Annotated in this window: 19 protein-coding genes and 3 pseudogenes; 16 read left to right on the top strand and 6 right to left on the bottom strand. The window is 72.0% G+C overall.

Annotation, left to right across the window (positions count from 1 at the left end; all coding sequences use genetic code 11):
* Window positions 1-4: 4 nt before the first annotated feature.
* Window positions 5-1,342 (bottom strand): 6-phospho-beta-glucosidase, encoded by a 1,338-nt coding sequence (locus ACF08B_RS00765; protein WP_392315382.1) that lies wholly within the window; start codon window positions 1,340-1,342, stop codon window positions 5-7.
* Here ACF08B_RS00765 and ACF08B_RS00760 point away from each other — a divergent pair.
* Window positions 1,285-1,866 (top strand): annotated as a pseudogene (locus ACF08B_RS00760) (DUF4981 domain-containing protein); the annotation flags it as partial. The gene ACF08B_RS00765 and the pseudogene ACF08B_RS00760 overlap by 58 nt on opposite strands.
* A gap of 525 nt (window positions 1,867-2,391) precedes the next feature.
* Here the strand turns inward: ACF08B_RS00760 and ACF08B_RS00755 are convergent.
* The gene (locus tag ACF08B_RS00755) at window positions 2,392-2,730 is read right to left on the bottom strand and encodes a nuclear transport factor 2 family protein (protein WP_073891624.1); all 339 of its coding nucleotides are present in this window, start codon (window positions 2,728-2,730) and stop codon (window positions 2,392-2,394) included.
* A 344-nt stretch (window positions 2,731-3,074) separates the two neighbouring features.
* Between ACF08B_RS00755 and ACF08B_RS00750 the strand changes: the two genes are divergently transcribed.
* Window positions 3,075-4,469, top strand: coding sequence for a glycoside hydrolase family 16 protein (locus ACF08B_RS00750; RefSeq protein ID WP_392315381.1), 1,395 nt, complete (start codon window positions 3,075-3,077; stop codon window positions 4,467-4,469).
* 117 nt (window positions 4,470-4,586) lie between these two features.
* Here the strand turns inward: ACF08B_RS00750 and ACF08B_RS00745 are convergent, their stop codons facing one another.
* A complete protein-coding gene (locus ACF08B_RS00745; RefSeq protein WP_392315380.1) occupies window positions 4,587-5,531 on the bottom strand; it encodes a helix-turn-helix domain-containing protein in 945 nt (314 codons plus the stop codon).
* 146 nt (window positions 5,532-5,677) lie between these two features.
* Here ACF08B_RS00745 and tkt point away from each other — a divergent pair, with 146 nt between their 5' ends.
* From tkt to ACF08B_RS00705, 8 genes and pseudogenes are all read left to right on the top strand, one after another.
* A complete protein-coding gene (gene tkt / locus ACF08B_RS00740) occupies window positions 5,678-7,753 on the top strand; it encodes a transketolase (protein ID WP_392315379.1) in 2,076 nt (691 codons plus the stop codon).
* Between the two features lie 19 nt (window positions 7,754-7,772).
* Window positions 7,773-8,914 (top strand): annotated as a pseudogene (tal, locus tag ACF08B_RS00735) (transaldolase).
* Window positions 8,914-10,503, top strand: a complete 1,590-nt coding sequence (gene zwf / locus ACF08B_RS00730; protein WP_392315378.1) for a glucose-6-phosphate dehydrogenase — start codon at window positions 8,914-8,916, stop codon at window positions 10,501-10,503. Before tal ends, zwf begins: the two are co-directional and overlap by 1 nt.
* The gene (gene opcA, locus ACF08B_RS00725) at window positions 10,500-11,426 is read left to right on the top strand and encodes a glucose-6-phosphate dehydrogenase assembly protein OpcA (protein ID WP_073891634.1); all 927 of its coding nucleotides are present in this window, start codon (window positions 10,500-10,502) and stop codon (window positions 11,424-11,426) included. The genes zwf and opcA overlap by 4 nt, the downstream gene beginning before the upstream one ends.
* A gap of 1 nt (window position 11,427) precedes the next feature.
* Complete coding sequence (gene pgi, locus ACF08B_RS00720) at window positions 11,428-13,089, top strand: glucose-6-phosphate isomerase (RefSeq protein WP_392315377.1); 1,662 nt, start codon at window positions 11,428-11,430, stop codon at window positions 13,087-13,089.
* 2 nt (window positions 13,090-13,091) lie between these two features.
* Window positions 13,092-13,970 carry a phosphogluconate dehydrogenase (NAD(+)-dependent, decarboxylating) gene (gnd, locus tag ACF08B_RS00715; protein ID WP_093473199.1) on the top strand — a complete coding sequence of 293 codons (879 nt, stop codon included), beginning with the start codon at window positions 13,092-13,094 and terminating at the stop codon, window positions 13,968-13,970.
* 6 nt (window positions 13,971-13,976) lie between these two features.
* Window positions 13,977-14,570 carry a histidine phosphatase family protein gene (locus tag ACF08B_RS00710; RefSeq protein ID WP_392315376.1) on the top strand — a complete coding sequence of 198 codons (594 nt, stop codon included), beginning with the start codon at window positions 13,977-13,979 and terminating at the stop codon, window positions 14,568-14,570.
* Window positions 14,571-14,782: 212 nt separating this feature from the next.
* Entirely contained in the window at window positions 14,783-15,448 is a 666-nt protein-coding gene (locus tag ACF08B_RS00705) for a TetR/AcrR family transcriptional regulator (RefSeq protein ID WP_392315375.1), read from the top strand.
* 37 nt (window positions 15,449-15,485) lie between these two features.
* Here the strand turns inward: ACF08B_RS00705 and ACF08B_RS00700 are convergent, their stop codons facing one another.
* Window positions 15,486-16,082 (bottom strand): TetR/AcrR family transcriptional regulator, encoded by a 597-nt coding sequence (locus ACF08B_RS00700; RefSeq protein ID WP_392315374.1) that lies wholly within the window; start codon window positions 16,080-16,082, stop codon window positions 15,486-15,488.
* A gap of 105 nt (window positions 16,083-16,187) precedes the next feature.
* Here ACF08B_RS00700 and ACF08B_RS00695 point away from each other — a divergent pair, with 105 nt between their 5' ends.
* Window positions 16,188-17,066: an NAD(P)-dependent oxidoreductase gene (locus ACF08B_RS00695; RefSeq protein ID WP_392315373.1), complete on the top strand. Its 879-nt coding sequence runs from the start codon at window positions 16,188-16,190 to the stop codon at window positions 17,064-17,066.
* Window positions 17,067-17,088: 22 nt separating this feature from the next.
* Here ACF08B_RS00695 and ACF08B_RS00690 read toward each other — a convergent pair whose 3' ends face one another.
* Window positions 17,089-17,526: a PPOX class F420-dependent oxidoreductase gene (locus tag ACF08B_RS00690; RefSeq protein WP_093473209.1), complete on the bottom strand. Its 438-nt coding sequence runs from the start codon at window positions 17,524-17,526 to the stop codon at window positions 17,089-17,091.
* Between the two features lie 110 nt (window positions 17,527-17,636).
* Here ACF08B_RS00690 and ACF08B_RS00685 point away from each other — a divergent pair, with 110 nt between their 5' ends.
* The 5 genes and pseudogenes from ACF08B_RS00685 to ACF08B_RS00665 all read left to right on the top strand — a co-directional run bounded on the left by ACF08B_RS00685 (window position 17,637) and on the right by ACF08B_RS00665 (window position 21,457).
* Window positions 17,637-18,218 carry a TetR/AcrR family transcriptional regulator gene (locus ACF08B_RS00685; RefSeq protein ID WP_392315372.1) on the top strand — a complete coding sequence of 194 codons (582 nt, stop codon included), beginning with the start codon at window positions 17,637-17,639 and terminating at the stop codon, window positions 18,216-18,218.
* Window positions 18,215-19,564 carry an MFS transporter gene (locus ACF08B_RS00680; protein WP_392315371.1) on the top strand — a complete coding sequence of 450 codons (1,350 nt, stop codon included), beginning with the start codon at window positions 18,215-18,217 and terminating at the stop codon, window positions 19,562-19,564. Before ACF08B_RS00685 ends, ACF08B_RS00680 begins: the two co-directional genes overlap by 4 nt.
* A 64-nt stretch (window positions 19,565-19,628) precedes the next feature.
* Window positions 19,629-20,844 (top strand): annotated as a pseudogene (locus ACF08B_RS00675) (serine hydrolase domain-containing protein).
* 17 nt (window positions 20,845-20,861) lie between these two features.
* Window positions 20,862-21,008, top strand: coding sequence for a hypothetical protein (locus tag ACF08B_RS00670; RefSeq protein WP_392315370.1), 147 nt, complete (start codon window positions 20,862-20,864; stop codon window positions 21,006-21,008).
* Window positions 21,005-21,457 carry a hypothetical protein gene (locus ACF08B_RS00665; protein ID WP_392315369.1) on the top strand — a complete coding sequence of 151 codons (453 nt, stop codon included), beginning with the start codon at window positions 21,005-21,007 and terminating at the stop codon, window positions 21,455-21,457. Before ACF08B_RS00670 ends, ACF08B_RS00665 begins: the two co-directional genes overlap by 4 nt.
* A 139-nt stretch (window positions 21,458-21,596) precedes the next feature.
* On the opposite strand, the gene ribA is transcribed toward ACF08B_RS00665, so the two are convergent.
* Entirely contained in the window at window positions 21,597-22,256 is a 660-nt protein-coding gene (gene ribA / locus ACF08B_RS00660; RefSeq protein ID WP_392315368.1) for a GTP cyclohydrolase II, read from the bottom strand.
* Between the last annotated feature and the right edge of the window lie 12 nt (window positions 22,257-22,268).

Below are 22,268 nucleotides of genomic sequence, written 5' to 3'. Positions count from 1 at the left end.
GCGCTCACTTCAGATACGCGAGACCCGGGTGGGCCCGGGTGTAGCCCTCCAGCAGCCGGCGGGAGACGGTGACCGAGTCGACCAGCGGATGCAGCGCGAACGCCTTCACGGCCGTCGTACGGGATCCGGACGCGGCGGCGGCGAGCACCTCCCGCTCGACGGCCTTGACCGCGCACACGAGGCCGGTGGCGTGACCGGGCAGCGGGTCCGCGGCCAGCGGGTGGGCGCCGTTGGCGTCGACCAGGCACGGGACCTCGACGACCGCGTCGGCGTCGAGGGCGGACAGGGTCGAGCGGTTGCGCACGTTGAGGATCAGCGTGGCGCGCTCGTCCCGGGCGACGGCGCGCATCAGGGCGAGGGCCACCTCCTCGTAGCCGCCGGACAGGTCGGCCTCCTCGCGGTCGCCGGCGCCGGCGCTCTCCCGGTTCTCGGCCATGTACGTCGCCTCGCGCTCGGCGCGGGTGCGGTCCCAGGCCGCCAGGGCGGACACACCGGGGTCGTCCGCCTCCTCGTAGAACCTGGCCTGCTGGTCGCGCAGGAAGGCGCCCCGGGTCTGCTCCGCCTCCTGGTAGGCGCGGACCGTCTCCCGGTTGAAGTAGTAGTAGTGCAGGTACTCGTTGGGGATCGCGCCCAGCGACGCGAGCCACTCGGTGCCGAAGAGCCTTCCCTCCTCGAAGGAGCCGAGCAGCGCGGGATCGGCCAGCAGGTCGGGCAGCCGGTCGCGTCCGGCGACGCGCAGGCCGCGCACCCAGCCGAGGTGGTTGAGGCCGACGTAGTCGACGAACGCCTCGCCGGGGCCGGCGCCCAGGACCCGGGCGATACGGCGGCCCAGGCCGACCGGCGAGTCGCAGATGCCGATGACGCGGTCGCCGAGGTGGCGGGACATGGCTTCGGTGACCAGTCCGGCCGGGTTGGTGAAGTTGATGACCCACGCGTCCGGGGCGAGACGGGCCACCCGACGGGCGATGTCGACGGCGACGGGCACGGTGCGCAGACCGTAGGCGATCCCGCCCGCGCCGACGGTCTCCTGACCGAGCACGCCCTCGGCGAGGGCCACCCGCTCGTCCTCCGCACGGCCCGCCAGGCCCCCGACACGGATCGCCGAGAAGACGAAGTCGGCGCCGCGCAGGGCCTCGTCGAGGTCGGTGGTGGCGGTCACCCGGGGCGGGTCGGGCACACCGGCGGCCTGTTCGGCCAGGACCCGGGTCACCGCGCGCAGCCGCCGGTCGTCCAGGTCGTGCAGGACGACCTCGGTGACCCGCCCCTCGGCGTGATCGGTCAGCAGTGCCCCGTACACGAGCGGCACCCGGAACCCGCCGCCGCCCAGAATCGTCAGCCTCACACCCGCACCCTTCCGCACGCCCACGCCTCGCCGTCTTCCTCGCGGACCACCTTGTCAGCACCGGAGCGTCGCACCCCCACCGGGCGGCCATCGACTCCACGCCGCGTCTTCAGGGCGGCTTCATCCGAGGGTCGCGGGCCCGGGGGATCGTGCGGTGCGTGAGCGACGGACGAGCGGCCAAACCCGTGGGCGCCGGACCGCGGGACACCCGTGCGGAGTGCCGTGACCACGCCGAGCCGGTACGGGGCGAGGCCGCAGCGGTCCGCATCCGGTGCCACCGGCACGAGGGCATCGTGGTCACCAACCAGCAGCGCGTCCGGGGGCTCGCCGGGCTGACGGCCACCTGGGAGCTCACCCTGGCCGACGGACGGACCCTGACCGCCCCGGCCGCACTGCCCGATCTCCGTTCGGGCGAGACCGCGGCCGTACCGCTGCCGCTGAAGCTCCCGAAGGACGGCGGCGCGATCCGGCTGACACTGCGCGTGCTGACGGCCGAGGACCGACCGGGGACACCGCGCGGCACGGTGCTGTGCGCCCCACGGGTCGTGCTCCGGCCGACAGCCGCTCCCCGCCGCCTCACCGGAGACCCGACGGCGGCAGAGCCCTCGCGTCTCACCACCCACCGCGCAGCGAACGAACCACCGCAGCACCTCACCACCGACCCGACCGCGGAAGAACCCCCGCCCCCGGCCACCGACCGCCCGGCAGGCGAACCCCCGCAGCACCTCACCACCGACCCGCCGGCGGCAGAACCCCCGCACCTCACCCGCGACCGGACCGCTGACAGATCTCTGCCGGGCTCCCCCACCGGCGCAGCCACGGCGGACGACCACCGGCAGCACCCCGCCCACGACCGAGGAACGGCCGAGCGTCCACCGGTCCCCGCCGACAGCCGGACAACGGCAGGCGACCCCGGCCAGGACATCGCCGCCGACGGCACTGCGAGGGGCAACGGCCAGGCCCCGCCGGTGGCCGAACAGAGGCGGCCGGCCCTCGGCGGGAAGCCGCCGGCAGCCGTACATGCGCAAGGCACAGCGCCCGCGCCCCGCTCAGACCGTGCCGCCGAAGAAGACCCGCACCTCCCGGATCCGGCCGTCCCGCACGGTGATCGCCTCGATGTTGCGGTAGCGGCCGCCGGTGACCGGGGCGTACTCGTAGTGGGCGAGGACCAGTTCCTCGTCCACGGCGACGATGTGGAGGATCCGGTAGTCGGTGAAGTGGTCGGCGGTGGGGAAGCAGCGCTCGAAGAACGCCGTCCTGTCGATGTGGTCGTCCTGCGGGCTGGTGAAGGTGAAGTCGTCGGCGTAGAGCGGAAGGGCCGCCTCGCGGTCCTGTGACCGGTAGTGGCGGAAGGCCGCCTCGACGACGCTGGCCGGGGAACCGTTCATGCGCTGTCCTCGGTCGGGAGCGGGACCGTACCCCGCCACGATAGGCCCGGGCGGGCGGCCCCGGGCGGAGGGCGGCGCCGCGCGTCCTCAACGGAAATCGACGACCGGCCGTCGCAGAGCGAGCCGACGGCCCGCATGCCCGCCCGCGGCCCCGACGACGCGCGCTCTGAGCGGCTTCGGGTGGCTTCGGGCGGTGAACTCCCGTACACGGCAAGGACTTTCCTTGCTTCAAGTCTTGACGACCGGCGGACCGGGGAGCACATTGGCCGCACCTTGAGAGCGCTCTCAGATCGGCGTGGGAGCGCTCTCACAGTCCGCGCACCCTCCCACCGAGAGGCTCCCTCATGAGCGCATCCCCCGGCCTGCCCAGACCCCGTCCGCTGCGGCGGGCGTTCGTCGCCGCGGCGGCGACGCTCGGCCTCGCGGCCGCCGTCGCCATGGCGGCCACCGCGCCCGCCGACGCCTCCGCGCCCACGCCCCCGTCGGGCTGGACACAGGTCTTCGCGGACGACTTCGACGGCGCGGCAGGCTCCGGTGTCAACACCGCGAACTGGCAGTACGACACCGGGACTTCCTACCCGGGCGGCGCGGCCAACTGGGGCACCGGCGAAGTCGAGACGATGACCACGAGCACCAGCAACGTCGCGCTGGACGGCAGCGGCAATCTGCTCATCACCCCACGCCGGGACGCGTCCGGCAACTGGACCTCCGGCCGGATCGAGAGCACCCGCAGTGACTTCCAGCCCCCCTCGGGCGGCAAGCTGCGCGTCCAGGCCCGGATCCAGATGCCCCATGTCACCGGGGCCGCGGCGAAGGGCTACTGGCCGGCGTTCTGGATGCTCGGGTCACCGTTCCGCGGCAACTACTGGAACTGGCCCGGCGTCGGTGAGCTGGACATCATGGAGAACGTCCAGGGCCTGAACACCGACTGGTCCACCGTGCACTGCGGCACGAACCCCGGCGGCCCCTGCAACGAGACCACCGGCATCGGCGGCTCGACCTCCTGCACCGGTTCCACCTGTCAGGCCGGCTTCCACACCTACGCGATGGAGTGGGACCGCTCGACCAGCCCCGAGGAGATCCGCTTCTACCTCGACGGCGTCAACTTCCACACGGTGCGGGCGAACCAGGTCGACGCGACCACCTGGGCCAACGCCACGAACCACGGCTACTTCCTCATCCTCAACGTGGCGATGGGCGGCGGCTTCCCGGGCGCGTTCGGCGGCGGCCCCGACGGCGGCACCGAGCCCGGTCACCCGATGGTCGTCGACTACGTGCAGGTCCTCCGGTCCTCGGGCGGCGGCACCACTCCCCCGCCGTCCGGCAACCGGGACGCCTACAGCGCCATCCAGGCCGAGTCCTACGACGGCCAGTCCGGCATCGGCACCGAGACCACCACGGACACGGGCGGCGGCCAGGACATCGGCTACATAGCCAACGGCGACTGGGCGCAGTACAAAGGCGTCGACTTCGGCTCCAGCGCGGCCAGGCAGTTCTACGCCCGGGTCGCCAGCGGTGCCGGGAACGGGGTCAGCGGGCTGGTCGAGGTGCGCCTGGACAGCCGGAGCAACGCGCCCGTCGGCAGTTTCGCGGTGGGCGACACGGGCGGGTGGCAGTCCTGGCGTACGATCCCGGCCAACATCGGCGCGGTGACCGGCACGCACGACGTGTACCTCACCTTCAGCAGCGGCCAGCCGGCCGACTACGTGAACGTGAACTGGTTCGACTTCGGGCACTGACCCGGGGCACCGAAGCAAGGCCCGCGGCGGCGCGGGGGCCGGTCCCGACCGAGGCGGCCCCGGCGTCGCCGTACAACCGTGCCCGGGGCACGACCCGGCGCTGCCCCGGAGGAGGTCCTAGCGCAGCTCCGCCCGGAACGCGGCCGGGGTGCGGCCGGTGTGCAGGTGGAAGAACTTGGAGAAGTTCGCCGCGTCGGGGAAGCCCACGGCGGCGCCGACGCGGCCGATCGGCAGGTCCGTGTGGGCGAGGAGGCGTTGGGCCTCCAGGACGACACGCTTGTCGATGAAGCCCTTCGGTGTCCCGCCGGTGGCCGCGCGGACGGCCCGGACGAGGGTGCGGCGGGAGTAACCGAGCGCGTCGGCGTAGGCGCTGACGCTGTGGTTGGCGGGGAAGCCCTGTTCGACGGCGTCCCGGAAGCGGGTGAAGGTGCTGTCCGTCTGCTGCCGCGAGGCCCGCGAGGAGCTGGCCGCGAGATGGGCGAGGCGCAGCAGGAACGCCGTCAGGGAGTGCCTGAGGACGGCCGTGTGCAGGCTGAGCGGGAGCGTCGCGGTGTCCTCGTACTCGCGGCGCAGCTGGTCGAGGGCCGCCTGGAGCGCGGTGAGCTGCGCGGGGCCGGGACGCAGCAGCGGCGGGAGGTCGTAGCGGTACAGGCCGGTGGCCTCGACGGTGGCACGCGGGAGGAAGCCGGGCTGCATGGTCAGCACGGTTCCGCGGTACACGGACTCGCGGGAGAACCGGTGGACCTGTCCGGGGCGGATCCACAGCAGGTCGCCGGCCATGGCCTCGTACTCGGTGAAGTCGACCATGTGCCGGACCGGGCCGTCGGTGAAGAGCATGACCACGTGGAAGTCGATGCGGTGGACGCGATGAAGGGGGGCGTCGGCGTGCCAGGTGCGGTCGGTTCCCATGCTGCCGATCTGTATGCCGACGCCGCCGACGGCCAGTTCGGCGGGGAAGGGGAAGGTCCTGATCCCGTCGCCGTCCGCGCCGCGGTCGTCGTGGGCGCCGTCGTCGCCTTCCGTGGCGCCGCCGTCCGCCGCTTCGCGGGTTCTGTCAGCCATGTCCTTTTCGTGCCGTCCCTGTCGCGCGATCACTGTCCCAGATTCACCACAGGCTGACACACCCTGCCCTTCCTTCGAAAAAGTCAGACTTTTAAGTTTGAACGCGTCCGGCCAGCCACACCGCACTATGCGAGGACTTCTTGAAGATGAGCATGCAGACCTCCGACAGCTTCGAGTGGACCGACCTCGACCGGCGCTCTGTGAATACCGCACGCCTCCTGGCGGCCGATGCGGTGCAGAAGGTAGGCAACGGACACCCGGGCACCGCGATGAGCCTGGCTCCTGCCGCGTACACGATCTTTCAAAAGGTGATGCGTCACGACCCCGCCGACCCGGAGTGGGCCGGCCGTGACCGCTTCGTCCTGTCTCCGGGCCACACCTCGCTGACCCTGTACACCCAGCTGTTCCTGGCGGGGTACGAGCTGGAGCTGGACGACCTGAAGGCGTTCCGCACCCACGGTTCGAAGACTCCGGGCCACCCCGAGTACGGCCACACCGCCGGTGTGGAGACGACCACGGGACCGCTCGGCCAGGGTGTCGCGAACGCCGTCGGCATGGCGATGGCCGCCCGCTACGAGCGCGGCCTGTTCGACCCGGAGGCCCCCGAGGGCACCTCCCCGTTCGACCACACCGTCTGGGCGATCGTCTCCGACGGCGACCTGGAGGAGGGCGTCTCCGCCGAGGCCTCCTCGCTCGCCGGCCACCAGCGGCTCGGCAACCTGGTCCTCCTCTACGACGACAACCACATCTCGATCGAGGGCGACACCGCGACCGCGTTCTCCGAGGACGTGCTGAAGCGGTACGAGGCCTACGGCTGGCACACCCGGCGGATCGAGCCGACCGCCGACGGCGACGTCGACGTGCCCGCCCTCCACGCCGCCCTGGAGGCCGCGAGGGCCGAGACCGGGCGCCCCTCCATCATCGCGATGCGCACGGTCATCGCCTGGCCGGCCCCGAACGCGCGGAACACCGAGGCCTCCCACGGCTCGGCGCTCGGCGAGGACGAGATCGCCGCGACCAAGCGCGTCCTCGGCTTCGACCCCGAGCGGACCTTCGAGGTGGCCGACGAGGTCCTGCGGCACACCCGCCGGGCCCTGGACCGGGGCGCCGAGGCACACGCCGCCTGGGACAAGCGGATCGCCGAGTGGCGCACGACCGACCCGGAGCGGGCCGTCCTCTTCGACCGGATCGGCAAGGGCGAGCTGCCCGAGGGCTGGGAGGACGCCCTGCCCGTCTTCGAGGAGGGCAAGTCGGTCGCCACCCGTGCCGCCTCCGGCAAGGTGCTCCAGGCTCTCGGCCCGATCCTGCCCGAGCTGTGGGGCGGCTCCGCCGACCTCGCCGGCTCCAACAACACCACCATCGACAAGACGTCCTCCTTCCTGCCGAAGGGCAACCCGCTGCCCGAGGCCGACCCGTACGGCCGAACCGTGCACTTCGGGATCCGCGAGTTCTCCATGGCCGCGGAGATGAACGGCATCGCGCTGCACGGCAACACCCGGATCTACGGCGGCACCTTCCTGGTGTTCTCCGACTACATGCGCAACGCCGTCCGTATGTCGGCGCTGATGCAGCTGCCGGTGACGTACGTGTGGACGCACGACTCCGTCGGTCTCGGCGAGGACGGCCCCACCCACCAGCCCGTGGAGCACCTGGCCTCCCTGCGCGCCATTCCGGGGCTGAACGTCGTCCGCCCGGCGGACGCCAACGAGACCGCGATCGCCTGGGCCGAGATCCTGAAGAGGCACGCCACGAACCCCGCCCCGCACGGGCTCGCGCTCACCCGCCAGGGCGTGCCGGTGTACGCGCCCGACGAGGACGCGGCCAAGGGCGGCTACGTCCTGCGCGAGTCCTCGACGGAGGTCCCGGAGGTGATCATCATCGCGACGGGCTCCGAGGTGCACCTCGCCGTGGCCGCGCGCGAGAGGCTGGAGGCCGAGGGGATCGGCACCCGGGTGGTGTCGATGCCGTCCGTGGAGTGGTTCGAGGAGCAGCCGCGCGAGTACCGCGAGCGGGTGCTGCCGCCGGCCGTGCGGGCCCGGGTCGCCGTGGAGGCCGGCATCGGCCTGACCTGGCACCGGTTCACCGGCGACGCCGGACGCATCGTCTCCCTGGAGCACTTCGGTGCCTCCGCGGACGCCTCGACCCTGTTCGCCGAATTCGGCTTCACCCCCGAGAACGTCGCCGCCGCAGCCCGCGAGTCGCTCGCTGCCGCGCGCGCCTGATCGATACGCGACAAGAAAGATGAGTACCGTGACCGAAGCAATCGCCACCGCCGGAGCCCTGAAGCGCCTGTCCGACGAGGGTGTCTCCATCTGGCTGGACGACCTGTCGCGCACCCGGATCACCTCGGGCAACCTGGCCGATCTGATCGAGAACCGCAACGTCGTCGGTGTGACCACCAACCCGTCGATCTTCCAGGCCGCCATAGGCTCCGGCGAGGGCTACGAGGAGCAGCTGACCGATCTCGCCGTACGCGGGGTCACGGTCGACGAGGCCGTACGGATGATGACGACCGCCGACGTCCGCGCCGCCGCCGACGTGCTGCGCCCCGTGTACGACGCCACCGGCGGGCGGGACGGCCGGTCTCCATCGAGGTCGACCCGCGGCTCGCCCACGACACCGGGGCCACCGTCGCCGAGGCCAAGCAGCTCGCCTGGCTGGTGGACCGGCCCAACGTGATGATCAAGATCCCCGCCACCCTGGCGGGTCTCCCGGCGATCACCGAGGTCATCGGCCTGGGCATCAGCGTCAACGTGACGCTGATCTTCTCGCTGGAGCGCTACCGCGAGGTCATGGCCGCCTACCTGGCCGGTCTGGAGAAGGCCCGCGAGCGGGGGGCCGACCTGTCGGCGATCCACTCCGTGGCGTCCTTCTTCGTCTCCCGTGTGGACGCCGAGATCGACGGGCGGCTGACCGCCCTCGGCACCGACGAGGCCCGGGCGCTCAAGGGCCGCGCGGCCCTCGCCAACGCCCGCCTCGCCTACCAGGCCTACGAGGAGGTCTTCGCCTCCGCGCGCTGGACGGCCCTCGCCGGGGACAAGGCGAACCGGCAGCGGCCGCTGTGGGCGTCCACCGGGGTGAAGGACCCCGCGTACAAGGACACCCTGTACGTGGACGAACTGGTCGCGCCGGGCACCGTCAACACCATGCCGGAGGCCACCCTGATCGCCGCGGCCGACCACGGCGAGATCACCGGCGACACCGTGACCGGCGGCTACGCGCAGGCCCACGCCGACCTGGCCGCCGTGGAGCGGCTCGGCATCTCCTACGACGAGGTCGTCCAGAAGCTGGAGGACGAGGGCGTCGCCAAGTTCGAGGCGGCCTGGCAGGACCTGCTGCAGGCCGTCACCGAGTCCCTGGACAGCAAGGGAGTTGACGCGTAATGACGAACCAGGCTCCGGAGGCCCCGGCCGCGCGGCAGGACGTGCGCGTGCCGGTGGCCCCGGCCGCCGACTGGGTGAACCCGCTCCGGGACACCCGAGACCGCCGGCTCCCCCGCATCGCGGGCCCGTCCGGTCTGGTCATCTTCGGCGTGACCGGTGACCTGTCCCGCAAGAAGCTGATGCCGGCCGTCTACGACCTGGCCAACCGCGGCCTGCTGCCGCCGGGCTTCTCCCTCGTCGGGTTCGCCCGCCGGGACTGGGAGGACCAGGACTTCGCGCAGGTCGTGCACGACGCGGTGCGCGAGCACTCGCGCACCCCGTTCCGGGAGGAGGTGTGGCAGCAGCTCGCCGAGGGCATGCGGTTCATCCCCGGCGACTTCGACGACGACACCGCGTTCAAGCAGCTGAAGGACGCCGTCGACGAGCTGGACGCCTCCCGCGGCACCGGCGGCAACTTCGCGTACTACCTCTCGGTGCCGCCGAAGTTCTTCCCGAAGGTCGTGCAGCAGCTGAAGAAGCACGGCCTGGCGAGCCCCCCGGAGGGCTCGTGGCGGCGCGCGGTCATCGAGAAGCCGTTCGGCCACGACCTGAAGTCGGCCAAGGAGCTGAACAAGGTCGTGCACGAGGTGTTCGAGCCGGACCAGGTGTTCCGCATCGACCACTACCTCGGCAAGGAGACCGTCCAGAACATCCTGGCGCTGCGCTTCGCCAACCAGATGTACGAGCCGATCTGGAACCGCAGTTACGTCGACCACGTGCAGATCACGATGGCGGAGGACATCGGCATCGGCGGCCGGGCCGGCTACTACGACGGCATCGGCGCCGCCCGTGACGTCATCCAGAACCACCTGCTCCAGCTCATGGCGCTCACCGCCATGGAGGAGCCGATCGCGTTCGACGCGGAGGCGCTGCTCACCGAGAAGCTGAAGGTGCTGAAGTCGGTGCGGCTGCCGCAGGAGCTGGGCCGCAGCACCGTGCTCGGGCAGTACGCGGGCGGCTGGCAGGGCGGCGAGAAGGTCGTCGGCTACCTGGAGGAGGACGGCATCGACCCCCAGTCGAAGACCGACACCTTCGCCGCGATCAAGCTGGGCATCGACAACCGCCGCTGGGCGGGCATCCCGTTCTACCTGCGCGCCGGCAAGCGGCTCGGCCGCCGGGTCACCGAGATCGCGGTGGTCTTCAAGCGGGCCCCGCACTCGCCGTTCGACTCCACGGCCACCGAGGAGCTGGGCCAGAACGCGATCGTCATCCGCGTCCAGCCCGACGAGGGCATGACCGTGCGGTTCGGGTCGAAGGTGCCGGGCACGTCCATGGAGATCCGGGACGTCTCGATGGACTTCGCGTACGGCGAGTCCTTCACCGAGTCCAGCCCCGAGGCGTACGAGCGCCTCATCCTGGACGTGCTGCTCGGCGACGCCAATTTGTTCCCCCGTCACCAGGAAGTGGAAGAGTCCTGGAAGATCCTCGACCCGATCGAGGAGTACTGGGCGGCGCACGGCAGGCCGGCGCAGTACGCGTCGGGCAGCTGGGGCCCGAGGGAAGCGGACGAGATGCTCGCACGAGACGGACGGAGCTGGCGCAGGCCATGAAGATCGACCTGACCGACACCACGGCAAGCAAGATCAACAAGGCGCTGGTGCAGGGCCGCCGCGCCATCGGCACACCGGCCGTGGGCATGGTCCTGACGATGGTCATCGTCACGGACGAGGAGAACGCCTACGACTCGATCAAGGCGGCCGAGGAGGCCTCGCACGAGCACCCCTCGCGCACCCTGGTCGTCATCAAGCGGCACGCCCGCACCCTGCGCGACCGCACCGCCTCCCGGCTCGACGCGGAGGTCCGGGTCGGCTCCGAGGCGGGCACCGGCGAGACGGTCGTCCTGCGCACCTACGGCGAGGTGTCCGACCACGCCGACTCGGTCGTCCTGCCGCTGCTGCTGCCGGACGCCCCGGTGGTCGTGTGGTGGCCGGTGGACGCGCCCGAGGCACCGGCCAAGGATCCCCTGGGCGCGCTGGCCCAGCGGCGGATCACCGACCTGTACGCGGTCGAGCGGCCCATGGAGGTCCTGAACAACCGCGCCCGCACCTACGCCCCCGGCGACACCGACCTCGCCTGGACCCGGCTCACGCTGTGGCGGTCCATGCTGGCCGCCGCGCTGGACCAGGCACGCGTGAAGGTGACGTCGGCGGCCGTCGAGGCCGAGGCCGACAACCCCAGCGCCGAGCTGCTGGCCCGCTGGCTGGAGGCCCGGCTGCACGTCTCCGTGGACCGCGTGGTCACCGCCGGACCCGTCGTCACCGCCGTGAAGCTGGGTACCGGAACCGGCGAGATCGTCATCGACCGCCCCGAGGGCCCCCTCGCGACCCTGACCCTGCCGGGCCAGCCGCCGCGCACCCTCGCCCTGAAGGTCCGCCCCACCTCCGAACTCATCGCCGAGGAGCTGCGCCGCCTCGACGCCGACGAGATGTACGCCATCGCCCTGACGGGCGAGGCAGCCAAGGAGAACGCCTGACATGTCCGACGCCCCGTCAGACACCACCGAGCTCACCCGCCGGCCCGAGTGGACGGCCCTGGCCGACCATCGCGCCAAACAGCAGCCGCACCTGCGCGAGCTGTTCGCGACCGACCCCGGCCGCGCCGAGCGCTACGTCGTCGAGGTCGGCGACCTCCACATCGACTACAGCAAGCACCTGATCACCGACGAGACCCTGACCCTGCTCCGTGAACTCGCCGAGGCCACGGGTGTGTTCGCGTTGCGGGACGCGATGTTCCGTGGTGAGCGGATCAATGTGACCGAGGACCGGGCGGTGCTGCACACGGCGTTGCGTGCGCGGCGGGACGCGGTGGTCGAGGTCGACGGTGAGAACGTCGTGCCCGCTGTGCACGCCGTGCTGGAGAAGATGGCCGCTTTCGCGGAGCGGGTGCGTTCGGGTGAGTGGAGGGGTCATACCGGCAAGCGGATCCGGAACGTGGTCAACGTCGGGATCGGTGGGTCGGATCTGGGCCCGGCGATGGCCTATGAGGCGTTGCGCGCGTTCACCGACCGTGATCTGACGGTGCGTTTCGTCTCCAACGTGGACGGTGCGGATCTGCACGAGGCCACGCGGGATCTGGATCCGGCCGAGACGCTGTTCGTCATCGCGTCGAAGACGTTCACCACGATCGAGACGATCACCAACGCGACGTCGGCGCGGAAGTGGGTGCTGGACGCGCTGGGTGATCAGGAGGCGGTGGCGCGGCATTTCGTGGCGTTGTCGACGAACGCCGAGAAGGTGTCGCAGTTCGGTATCGACGTGGCGAACATGTTCGAGTTCTGGGACTGGGTGGGGGGCCGGTACTCCTACGACTCGGCGATCGGGCTGTCGTTGATGATCGCGATCGGCCCGGAGCGGTTCCGCGAGATGCTCGACGGGTTCCGTCTGGTCGACGAGCATTTCCGTACCGCGCCGGCGGAGGCGAACGCGCCGCTGCTGATGGGTCTGCTGGGGATCTGGTACGGCAACTTCCATGACGCGCAGTCGCATGCGGTGCTGCCGTACTCGCACTACCTGTCGAAGTTCACCGCGTATCTGCAGCAGCTGGACATGGAGTCCAATGGCAAGTCGGTGCAGCGTGACGGTGAGCCGGTGCGCTGGCAGACGGGTCCGGTGGTGTGGGGCACGCCGGGCACCAACGGGCAGCACGCCTACTACCAGTTGATCCATCAGGGCACCAAGCTGATCCCGGCGGACTTCATCGGGTTCGCCCGTCCGGTCGGTGAACTGCGCGGTGAGCTGAAGGACCAGCATGATCTGCTGATGGCGAACTTCTTCGCGCAGACGCAGGCCCTGGCGTTCGGCAAGACCGCCGAGGAGGTCCGCGCGGAGGGTGTCGCCGAGGAGCAGGTTCCGCACCGCACGTTCGGCGGCAACCATCCCACCACCACGATCCTGGCCCGGGAACTCACCCCGTCCGTCCTCGGCCAGCTGGTCGCGCTGTACGAGCACAAGGTGTTCGTCCAGGGCGCGGTCTGGAACATCGACTCCTTCGACCAGTGGGGCGTCGAACTCGGCAAGGTCCTCGCCAAACGCGTCGAACCCGCCCTCACCGAAGGCGCCGACGTCCCCGGCCTCGACCCCTCCACCCAAGCACTCGTCGCCGCCTACCGCACTCTCAAGAACGCTCAGGAGAACTGATCATGCAGCTCGGTCTCATCGGTCTCGGCAAGATGGGCGGCAACATGCGCGAGCGGATCCGCCGCGCCGGCCACACCGTCATCGGCTACGACCGCAATCCCGAAGTCTCCGACGTCAAGAGCCTCGCCGAGCTGGTCGAGAAGCTGGACGCGCCCCGCCGCGTGTGGGTGATGGTCCCGGCCGGCACCGCCACCCAGGGCGTCATCGACGAGCTCAAGGACCTGCTGTCCGAGGGCGACACCGTCATCGACGGCGGCAACTCCCGCTGGACCGACGACGAGAAGCACGCCGCCGAACTCGGCATCAAGGGCATCGGCTTCGTCGACGCGGGTGTCTCCGGCGGCGTGTGGGGTCTGCAGAACGGCTACGCGCTCATGGTCGGCGGCGACAAGGAGCACGTCGAACCGCTGAAGCCGGTCTTCGACGCGCTCAAGCCGGAGGGCCCGTACGGATACGTCCACGCCGGCCGGGTCGGCGCCGGGCACTTCTCGAAGATGGTCCACAACGGCATCGAGTACGCCATGATGCAGGCCTACGCCGAGGGCTGGGAGCTGCTGGAGAAGGTCAAGTCGGTGGACAACGTCCGCGAGGTCTTCCGCTCCTGGCAGGAGGGCACGGTCATCCGCTCCTGGCTGCTCGACCTCGCGGTCAACGCCCTGGACGAGGACCAGCACCTGGAGAACCTGCGCGGCTACGCGGAGGACTCCGGCGAGGGCCGCTGGACCGTCGAGGCGGCCATCGACAACGCGGTGCCGCTGCCCGCGATCACGGCCTCCCTGTTCGCCCGGTTCGCCTCCCGGCAGGACGACTCGCCGCAGATGAAGATGATCGCGGCGCTGCGCAACCAGTTCGGCGGCCACGCCGTCGAGAAGAAGGGCTGACCCGCCGTGGGGGACCTCCTGCTGGTCCGCCACGGTGAGACGGAGTGGAGCGTGTCGGGCCGGCACACCAGCTGGACCGACCTGCCCCTGACCGAGCACGGCGAGGAACAGGCCAAGTCCCTCGCCCCGCTCCTCACCGGCCGGACCTACGCCCTCGCGCTGTCCAGCCCGCTGGGCCGCGCGATACGCACCGCCGAACTGGCGGGTCTGCCCGGGGTCGTGTCCGATCCCGACCTGCACGAGTGGGACTACGGCGGTTACGAGGGCATCACCACCGCCGAGATCCACCGCACCCGGCCGGGCTGGGACCTGTGGACCGACGGCGTGCCGCCCGGCCCGCAGGGACACCCGGGCGAGTCACCCGCGGAGATCGGCGCCCGCGCCGACCGGGTCCTGGCCCGCGTCGGCGCCGCCCTCGCCGAGGACACCGGCGACGTGGTACTCGTCGCCCACGCCCACTTCCTGCGGGTGCTCACCGCGCGCCGCCTCGGCCTGTCCCCGGCGGAGGGCCGCCTGTTCCAGCTGGCCACGGCCACGGTCAGCCGCCTCTCCACGGAGCACGGCCGCCCGGTGATCGCGGAGTGGAACGTGCGTCCGTAAACGGACGCTTGCCACAGTCACCGGGGCCCGCCGGAGTCACGGCCGATGGAGATCAACGATCCGACACCGGCCGAACGACGACTCCGGCGGGCCTTCGTCACCCGTGCGGGTGTGACGAAGACCCCGGCCGGTACGGGCGGTCCGGCTTCTAGAATCACCGGCACGCGAACGCGCGTGCCGCCCAGGCGTCCCCTGGCCCCCGAAGGAATCCGATGACGAGCGTCGAAGAACCGCCGCGATCCGCGGGACGCGTGCACGACGCCGCCCGCACCCGGGCCGAGATCCTCGACGTGGCCACGCAGGAGTTCGCCCGGGCCGGCTACGACGGCGCCCGCGTCGACGAGATCGCGGCCCGCACCCGCACCACGAAGCGGATGATCTACTACTACTTCGGCGGCAAGGAGCAGCTGTTCACGGCCGTGCTGGAGCGGGCCTACGGCGCGATCCGGGAGGCCGAGCGGCAGCTGGACGTGGAGCACCTGGACCCGGTCGCGGCGATCCGGCGGCTGGCCGAGGTCACCTTCGACCACCACGAGCGGCACCCGGACCTCATCCGTCTGGTCAGCATCGAGAACATCCACGGCGCCGAGCACATCGCGGCCTCCGGGAAGCTGGACAGGATCGGCTCCCCGGCGCTGGAGGTGATCCGCCGGATCCTGGCCGCGGGGCAGGAGTCGGGGCTGTTCAGGGCCGACGTGGACGCGGTCGACCTGCACGCGGTGATCAGCTCGTTCTGTTTCTTCCGGGTCGCCAACCGGCACACCTTCGGGGTGCTGTTCGGCCGGAACCTGGTGGCTCCGGCGCGGCGCGAGCACTACCGGACCATGCTCGGGGACATGGTGATCGCGTACCTGACGGCGGACCGCGCCGTCGGCTGAGCGGCGGCCGGCCGCGCCGGGCACACCCGGTCCGCCCTCACCCCGCGCCCGTCGCCGCCTCGTCGAGGAGAGGGCCGAGTTCGCGTGCGACCGTGGTCAGGGGTGCGGCGTCCTGTTCGGCGCGGGCGAGGACGATGGCGCCCTCCAGGGTGCTGATCATCAGCGTGGCCAGGCTCCCGGCGCGGCCGGCCGGGACGCCCATGCCGGTGAGGGCCTCGGCGAGCGGGCCCCGCCAGGTGGCGAACGCGGCGGCCGCCGCCTCGCGGGTCGAGGTGCCGGCCGCGGCGCAGTCGACGGTGGCGGCGGCCACCGGGCAGCCCTTGGCGAAACCGTCCGTCCGGTACTCCTCGGTCCACTGCGCGACCATCGCCGCGAACAGCGCGCCCGGCGTCGGTTCGTCGAGCCCCGCCAGGAAGCGCGCGATCCGTCCGCCGGCGTACCGCCCGGCCCAGTCGACGGCCTCGTTGACCAGTTGTTCCTTGCCGCCCGGGAAGTAGTGCTGGAGGGAGCCGCGCGGCGCCCCGGCGTGTTCGGCGACGTCGCGCATGCCGGTCGCGGTGACCCCGTCGCGCCGGATGAGCTGGGCCGCGCTGAAGACCATCCGCTCCCGCGGTCCCCGCCGCGCATCGCCCATCGTCCGACCTCCGCTCGCCTCCCCCCACCCTATGACGGGTGTCATAACGCCCGCTACTATGACGACTGTCATAGTCAGGCCCGCGTCGGCGGAGGGCGGCCATCCATGAACGTCGGTTTCCTCGGTCTCGGAGTCATGGGCCGGCCCATGGCGCTGCGTCTGGCCTCGGCCGGCGTCCCCCTGGTGGTGTGGAACCGGACCCCCGAACGCACCGAACCCCTGCGCGCGGCCGGTGCCCGGGTCGCCGGCGGCGTCGACGAGGTGTTCGAGCGGGCGGACGTGGTGCTGCTGATGCTGGCCGACGAGGCCGCCGTGGACACGGTCCTCGGCCGCGGCACCCCCGGACTGGCCGCACGGGTCGCGGAGCGGACCGTCGTCCACATGGGCACCACCTCCCCCGAGTACTCCCGCGCCCTGGAGGCCGACGTGCGCGCCGCCGGCGGCCGGTACGTCGAGGCACCCGTCTCCGGATCACGGGTCCCGGCCGAGCAGGGGCAGCTGGTGGCGATGCTCGCCGGGGAGGAGGACGCCGTGGCCGCCGTACGGCCGCTGCTCGCACCCCTGTGCCGGGAGACGTTCGTGTGCGGTCCCGCACCCGGCGCCCTGCTGATGAAGCTCTCCGTGAACCTCTTCCTGATCACGCTGGTGACCGGACTGACGGAGGCGTTCCACTTCGCCGAACGCCAGGGCCTGGACCGCCGGCTGTTCCTGGACGTCCTCGACGCGGGCCCCATGGCCAGCGGGGTCTCCCGGATGAAGGCGCCCAAGCTGCACGAGCGGGACTTCGCGGTGCAGGCGGCCGCGCTGGACGTGCTCAAGAACAACCGGCTCATCGCCGAGGCGGCCCGCGGGACCGGCCTCGCCTCACCGCTCCTCGACGTCTGCCACACCCTGTTCGAGGAGACGGTGGCGCAGGGGCACGGCGGCGAGGACATGGTCGCCGTACTGCGGGCGATCGAGGCACGGACCGCCGGGACGCCGTGACCGCTTCCCGGCCGGCCGCGCCTCAGCGCTTCGGCGCGCCGTACGCCCGCTCGACGCGCAGCCGCACCACGAGACGGCGGTCGCGGACCATCGCGGCACGGTACTCGTCCCAGTCCGGGTGTTCGCCGAGCACCTCGCGGTAGAGCCGGATGAGTTCCTCGACGGTCTCGTCGTGCGGGTCGCGGGCGACCGGCGTCAGCTCCGCCGTGCCCTCGGCGACGGTGTACGCCCAGCGGTCGCCGCTGGTCACGTGGTACGAGGCGCGGGGGTCACGGCGCAGATTGCGGGTCTTGGCGCGGTCGTCGGTGACCGAGATCCGGATGGTCCGCTCGTCCGGGTCATAGGCGTGGCTGACGTTGGACAGCTGCGGGCGACCGTCGCGCTTGAGGGTGACCAGCACCCCGCCGTGGCCTTCGGAGAGCAGTTCGAGCAGCGCGTCCTGCGCGGAGTCCTGGTTCATATCCGTGTCAACTGTCGCGGGCCGTGCGGGCATTCCCCGGCGCCGGGTCGGCGGGCACCGCCCGATCACGCCAGTAGACACTGTCTACGCATCCCTGGTAGACAGTGTCTATGACCGAATCCGACACCACCCTGCGCGAGCGGCTCGTCGACGCCGGCGTGGAGCTGCTGGCCGCCGAGGGGCCGCAGGCGCTGACCCTGCGGGAGATCGCCCGGCGCGCGGGCGTCTCGCACGGGGCACCGCGCCGCTACTTCCCCACCCACCGGGAACTGCTGTCGGCCATCGCCCGCCGGGGCTTCGCCGAGCTGGCGGCCCGGACCGAGGCGACGCTCGCACGGGAGCCGGCCGATCCCCGCGCCCGGGTGGCGGAACTGGCGCGGACCTACGTGGAGTTCGCGCTGAACAGCCCCGGCATGTACGAGCTGATGTTCCGTCACGATCTGCTGGAGAGCGGTCACCTCGGGCTGCGGGAGACCAGCCTTCCCCTGTTCGCGCTGCTCACGGAGCTCGTCGGCCGGGCTGCCCCCGAGGCGCAGGCCCGGCAGGTGGCGGGCGCGCTGTGGGCGAACCTGCACGGCCTCGCCCAGCTGTGGCGCTGGCGCAGCCTCCAACTGGCCGTCGGCGAAGACGATCTCACAGCCCTCCTCGACGCCGTCCTGCGCGCGCACCTCGGCCCCGGCAGCGACCGGTGAACCGGCGGTGGACGCTGGTGAGCAGCGTGGCGGGCGCGGTGATCGTCGCCCTGGACGGCACGGCCCTCACCGTCGCACAGCCCAGCCTGCAACGGGAGTTACGGGCGGGCTTCGCCGACGTGCAGTGGACGAGTACCGCGTATCTGGTCGCGGTGGCGAGCCTGCTGGTGTTCACGGGGCGGCTCGGCGACCGGTACGGGCACCGGCGGATGTTCGGGCTCGGCATGCTGGGCTTCGGCGCGGTCTCGGCCGGCATCGGACTCGCGCCCACGGTGGGCTGGGTGATCGGACTCCGGGCTGTGCAGGGCGTGTTCGGGGCGCTGCTCCAGCCCGCGACGCTCGGCATGCTGCGGGCCGCGTACCCGCCGGACCGGCTGGCGAAGCCCCTCGCCGTGCGGACCGCCGCGATCGGACTGGCAGCGGCGGCGGGCCCGTTGGCGGGCGGGGCGCTGGTGTCCGGGCTGGGCTGGCGGGCGGTGTTCCTCGTCAACGTGCTGCCCGCGCTGGCCTTCGGACTGCCGGCCCTGCTCCGGCCGGAGCACCGCCCGGCGAACCTCCGGACTCCGCTGGACCTGCCGGGTGCCGCGCTGCTCGCGGTGACCCTGGCCTGCCTGGTGCACACCCTCACCGGGCGGCCCGCCTCCCCGGTGGGGGTGGTCGTCGCCCTGCTCACGGCCGCCGCCCTCGTCGCGCACGAGCGGCGCACGACGAGTCCGCTGCTGCCGCCCGAGGTGATCGGCTCACGGGCGATCGGGGCGGCCCTCGGCATCCTGGTCACCGTGTCCGCGTCACTGTTCGGCACCCTGTTCGTCGCCACGTACGTCCTTCAGCGCCGGCTCGGCATGGACGCGTTCCGCAGTGCGCTGATCAGCCTGCCGCTGGCGGTGCTGATGATCCTGTCCGCCGCCGTGTGCCCCGTACTGCTGCGCCGGCTGGGGGCGCGCCGGGCGACGGCGGGGGCCACGGCGCTGCTCGCGCTCGGTGTCCTCGTACTGTCCCGTACCACCGCCGTGCCCCTCCTGGCCTGCGGGTTCGCGGCGCTGGGCGCGGGGTTCGGCACGGTGATGGTGACGGCCACCCATGTGATCGTGCACCGAGCGGACGTGGCGGTGGCCGGAGTGGCGGGCGGGCTCCAGCAGACCGCGCTGAACGTCGGCCCCGCCATGGGCGTGGCCGCGGCGGCGGCGCTGCTCGGCGCGGGCACCGGACCGGCCCTGCTCACCCTGGCGGCCGTGGCCGCGCTCGCCGTACCCCTGAGCGGCGCGCTGCCCGCCGCCGCCGGCGTCACGTCGCGCACGGAGACCGGCGACGAGCGGGTCCCCGGCGGCAGTATTGCGCGATCATGAGGGACGGGTGGGTGCCGGTGGGGTAGGCGGTACACACCGCGAGGGACACGAGCGGAGGAGAGCGATGGGACGACTGCGGCAGGAAGCCGAGCCCGGTGAGGCCGGGCTGGACGCCGAGGCGCTGGCCCGCCTGGACCGGTGCTTCGCCCGGCACATCGACGAGGGGCGGCTGCCCGGCCACCTGCTGGCCGTGGCCCGCGGCGGCCGGGTCGCCCACCTGACGACGTACGGGCTGCGCGACGTCGCGGCCGGGCTGCCGGTCGAGGCGGACACCCTGTGGCGGATCTACTCCATGACCAAGCCGGTGACGGCCGTCGCGGTGCTGATGCTGGCGGAGGAGGGCGGGCTGTCCCTGGACGATCCGCTGGAGCGCCATCTGCCGGCGTTCGCCGAACCGCGTGTGTACGAGGGCGGTTCGGGCGCCGGCGTACGCACCCGCCCGGCCGCCGGTCCCATCCTGCTGCGGCACCTGCTCACCCACACCGCCGTTCGGCTTCTACCACAGGCATCCGGTCGACGCCCTGTACCGCGAGGCCGGCCTGGAGTACTCGGTGCCGCCGGGCGCCGGTCTGGCCGAGACGGTCGAGGTGTACGCGCGGATGCCGCTGCAGTTCGATCCGGGCACGCAGTGGAACTACTCGGTCGCCTCCAATGTGCTCGGCCGGGTCGTCGAGGTGGTCTCCGGGCAGCCGCTGGACGCGCTCTTCGCCGAGCGGATCCTCGGCCCGCTCGGCATGTCCGACACCGGCTTCGAGGTCGCGCCCGAACAGGCGGGCCGGCTGGCCGAGTTGTACGGCGAGACGGAGGACGGCGGGATCACGCCGGTTGCGGGACTGCCGGTGCACGGCCGGCCGCGGTTCCTGTCCGGCAGCGGCGGCCTGGTCTCCTCGGCGCTCGACTTCCACCGGTTCATGGAGATGCTGCGCCGGGGCGGTGAGCTGGACGGTGTCCGGCTGCTGTCCGCGAAGACCGTCCAGGCGATGACCCGCAACCAACTGCCCGGCGACGCGATCCTGCGGGAGTTCGGCGCGCCCGTCCACCGGGAGCCCGGCATGGACGGCCTCGGCTTCGGCTTCAACGTCTCCGTGGTCGTCGACCCGTCCCGCACCCTCGCCCCGTCGAGCCCCGGCACGTACGGCTGGACCGGTGCGGCCACCACCGCGTTCTGGATCGCCCCCCGCCACGACCTCACGGTGCAGTTCATGAGCCAGGTACGCCCGAAGTCCCTGAAGGTCTTCCCGGAACTGCGCCGCCTGGTGCACGAGTCCATCGTGGACTGACGGCCCTGGTCCCACCCATGGGAATCACCACGGCCTGGAGCATCAGCGCCCACGACGACTCGTTCATCGCCGAGTTGGCTCCGCGCTGTCTGCCGCTGATCGAGGCGGAGCGGAACGAGCCGCTCGCCCGTGACCGGTGGGCCCGCTGGACGGCCGGGGCATGACGGCCGAACCGTCCGAGGAGTCCCTGGACCTGGTCCGGGGCGGTGGGCACGTCCAGCGGATGTACGACGGGCTGTCCGAGGACGATCCGTTCTCCCTGCTGGACGACGTGTGGGGCCAGGAGGACATCGGCGACCGCGTCTTCCTCGGCGTGCGGAGCAAGGACTGGGCCGTGCGGTCCTTCTTCCACGCGGTCGGGCCCGACCGGGCCGCGCTGGTCCCCGGCTGGTGCGGCAACTTCCTGCTCACCTCCGCCGAGGTGCGGGACACCCTGCCCGATGTCGTACGGGCGTTGACGTTCGGCCCTGTGGAGCGGGCCGTCGCCGAGCGGCGGGACTGGCTGGAGTACTCCGACGGGGAGGAGTCGGTCCTCGACGGCCCGTTGCGCCTGTGGCGGCTGGCGGCACGGCGCGGACTGGGGCTGTGCGGTGTCTCCGTGGTGATCTGCTGAGAGGTTCACGCGGCCGCCCCCTGGAGGCCGAGCCCCGCGCCGGTGGACGTCCACGGTCTCACCGGACGCGGGGGCGGCCTGGAGGGGCGCCGCCGGGCACCGCACCCGGCGGAGTGACGAGGCGGCCGCGGCCCCCGGATCAGGAACCGTGGGCGACGGCGTCCAGGTGCGGCAGGTGGTGGTCCATCCGCTCGCGCTTGGTCCGCAGATAGGTGATGTTGCTCTCGCACGGCTCGATGAGCAGCGGTACCTGCTCGGCGACCTGGATGCCGTGCCGGACGAGCGCCTCCCGCTTGCGCGGGTTGTTGGACATCAGGCGTACCGAGCGGACCCCGAGGTCGTGCAGGATCTCCGCGGCGACACCGTAGTCCCGGGCGTCGACGGGCAGACCCAGCGCCAGGTTGGCCTCGACCGTGTCCAGGCCCTCCGCCTGGAGCGCCATCGCGCGCAGCTTGGCCAGCAGGCCGATGCCACGGCCCTCGTGGCCCCTCAAGTAGACGACGATGCCGCTGCCTTCGGCGACGACCGCACGCATCGCCGCGGCCAGCTGGTCACCGCACTCGCAGTGCTGGGAGCCGAACGCGTCGCCGGTCAGGCACTCCGAGTGCAGCCGCGTCAGCACGCCCTCGGCGCCGATGTCGCCGTAGACCAGGGCGACTTGCTCGTCACCGCGGTCGTGGTCCAGGTAGCCGATCGCCTGGAATTTCCCGTACACGGTGGGCAGCGGCGCATTCACGACGCGTTCCGCGCCGGATCGCCGCGGGGACTTCTTGCCGAGGACACCGATGTTTTCTGTCATGATCTGATTCCT

Source organism: Streptomyces sp. NPDC015139 (assembly GCF_043079785.1).
Taxonomy (GTDB): Bacteria; Actinomycetota; Actinomycetes; order Streptomycetales; family Streptomycetaceae; genus Streptomyces; species Streptomyces albidocamelliae.
The sequence above is the reverse complement of the archived record's forward strand: the minus strand, read 5'-3'. Positions and strand labels throughout refer to the sequence as shown.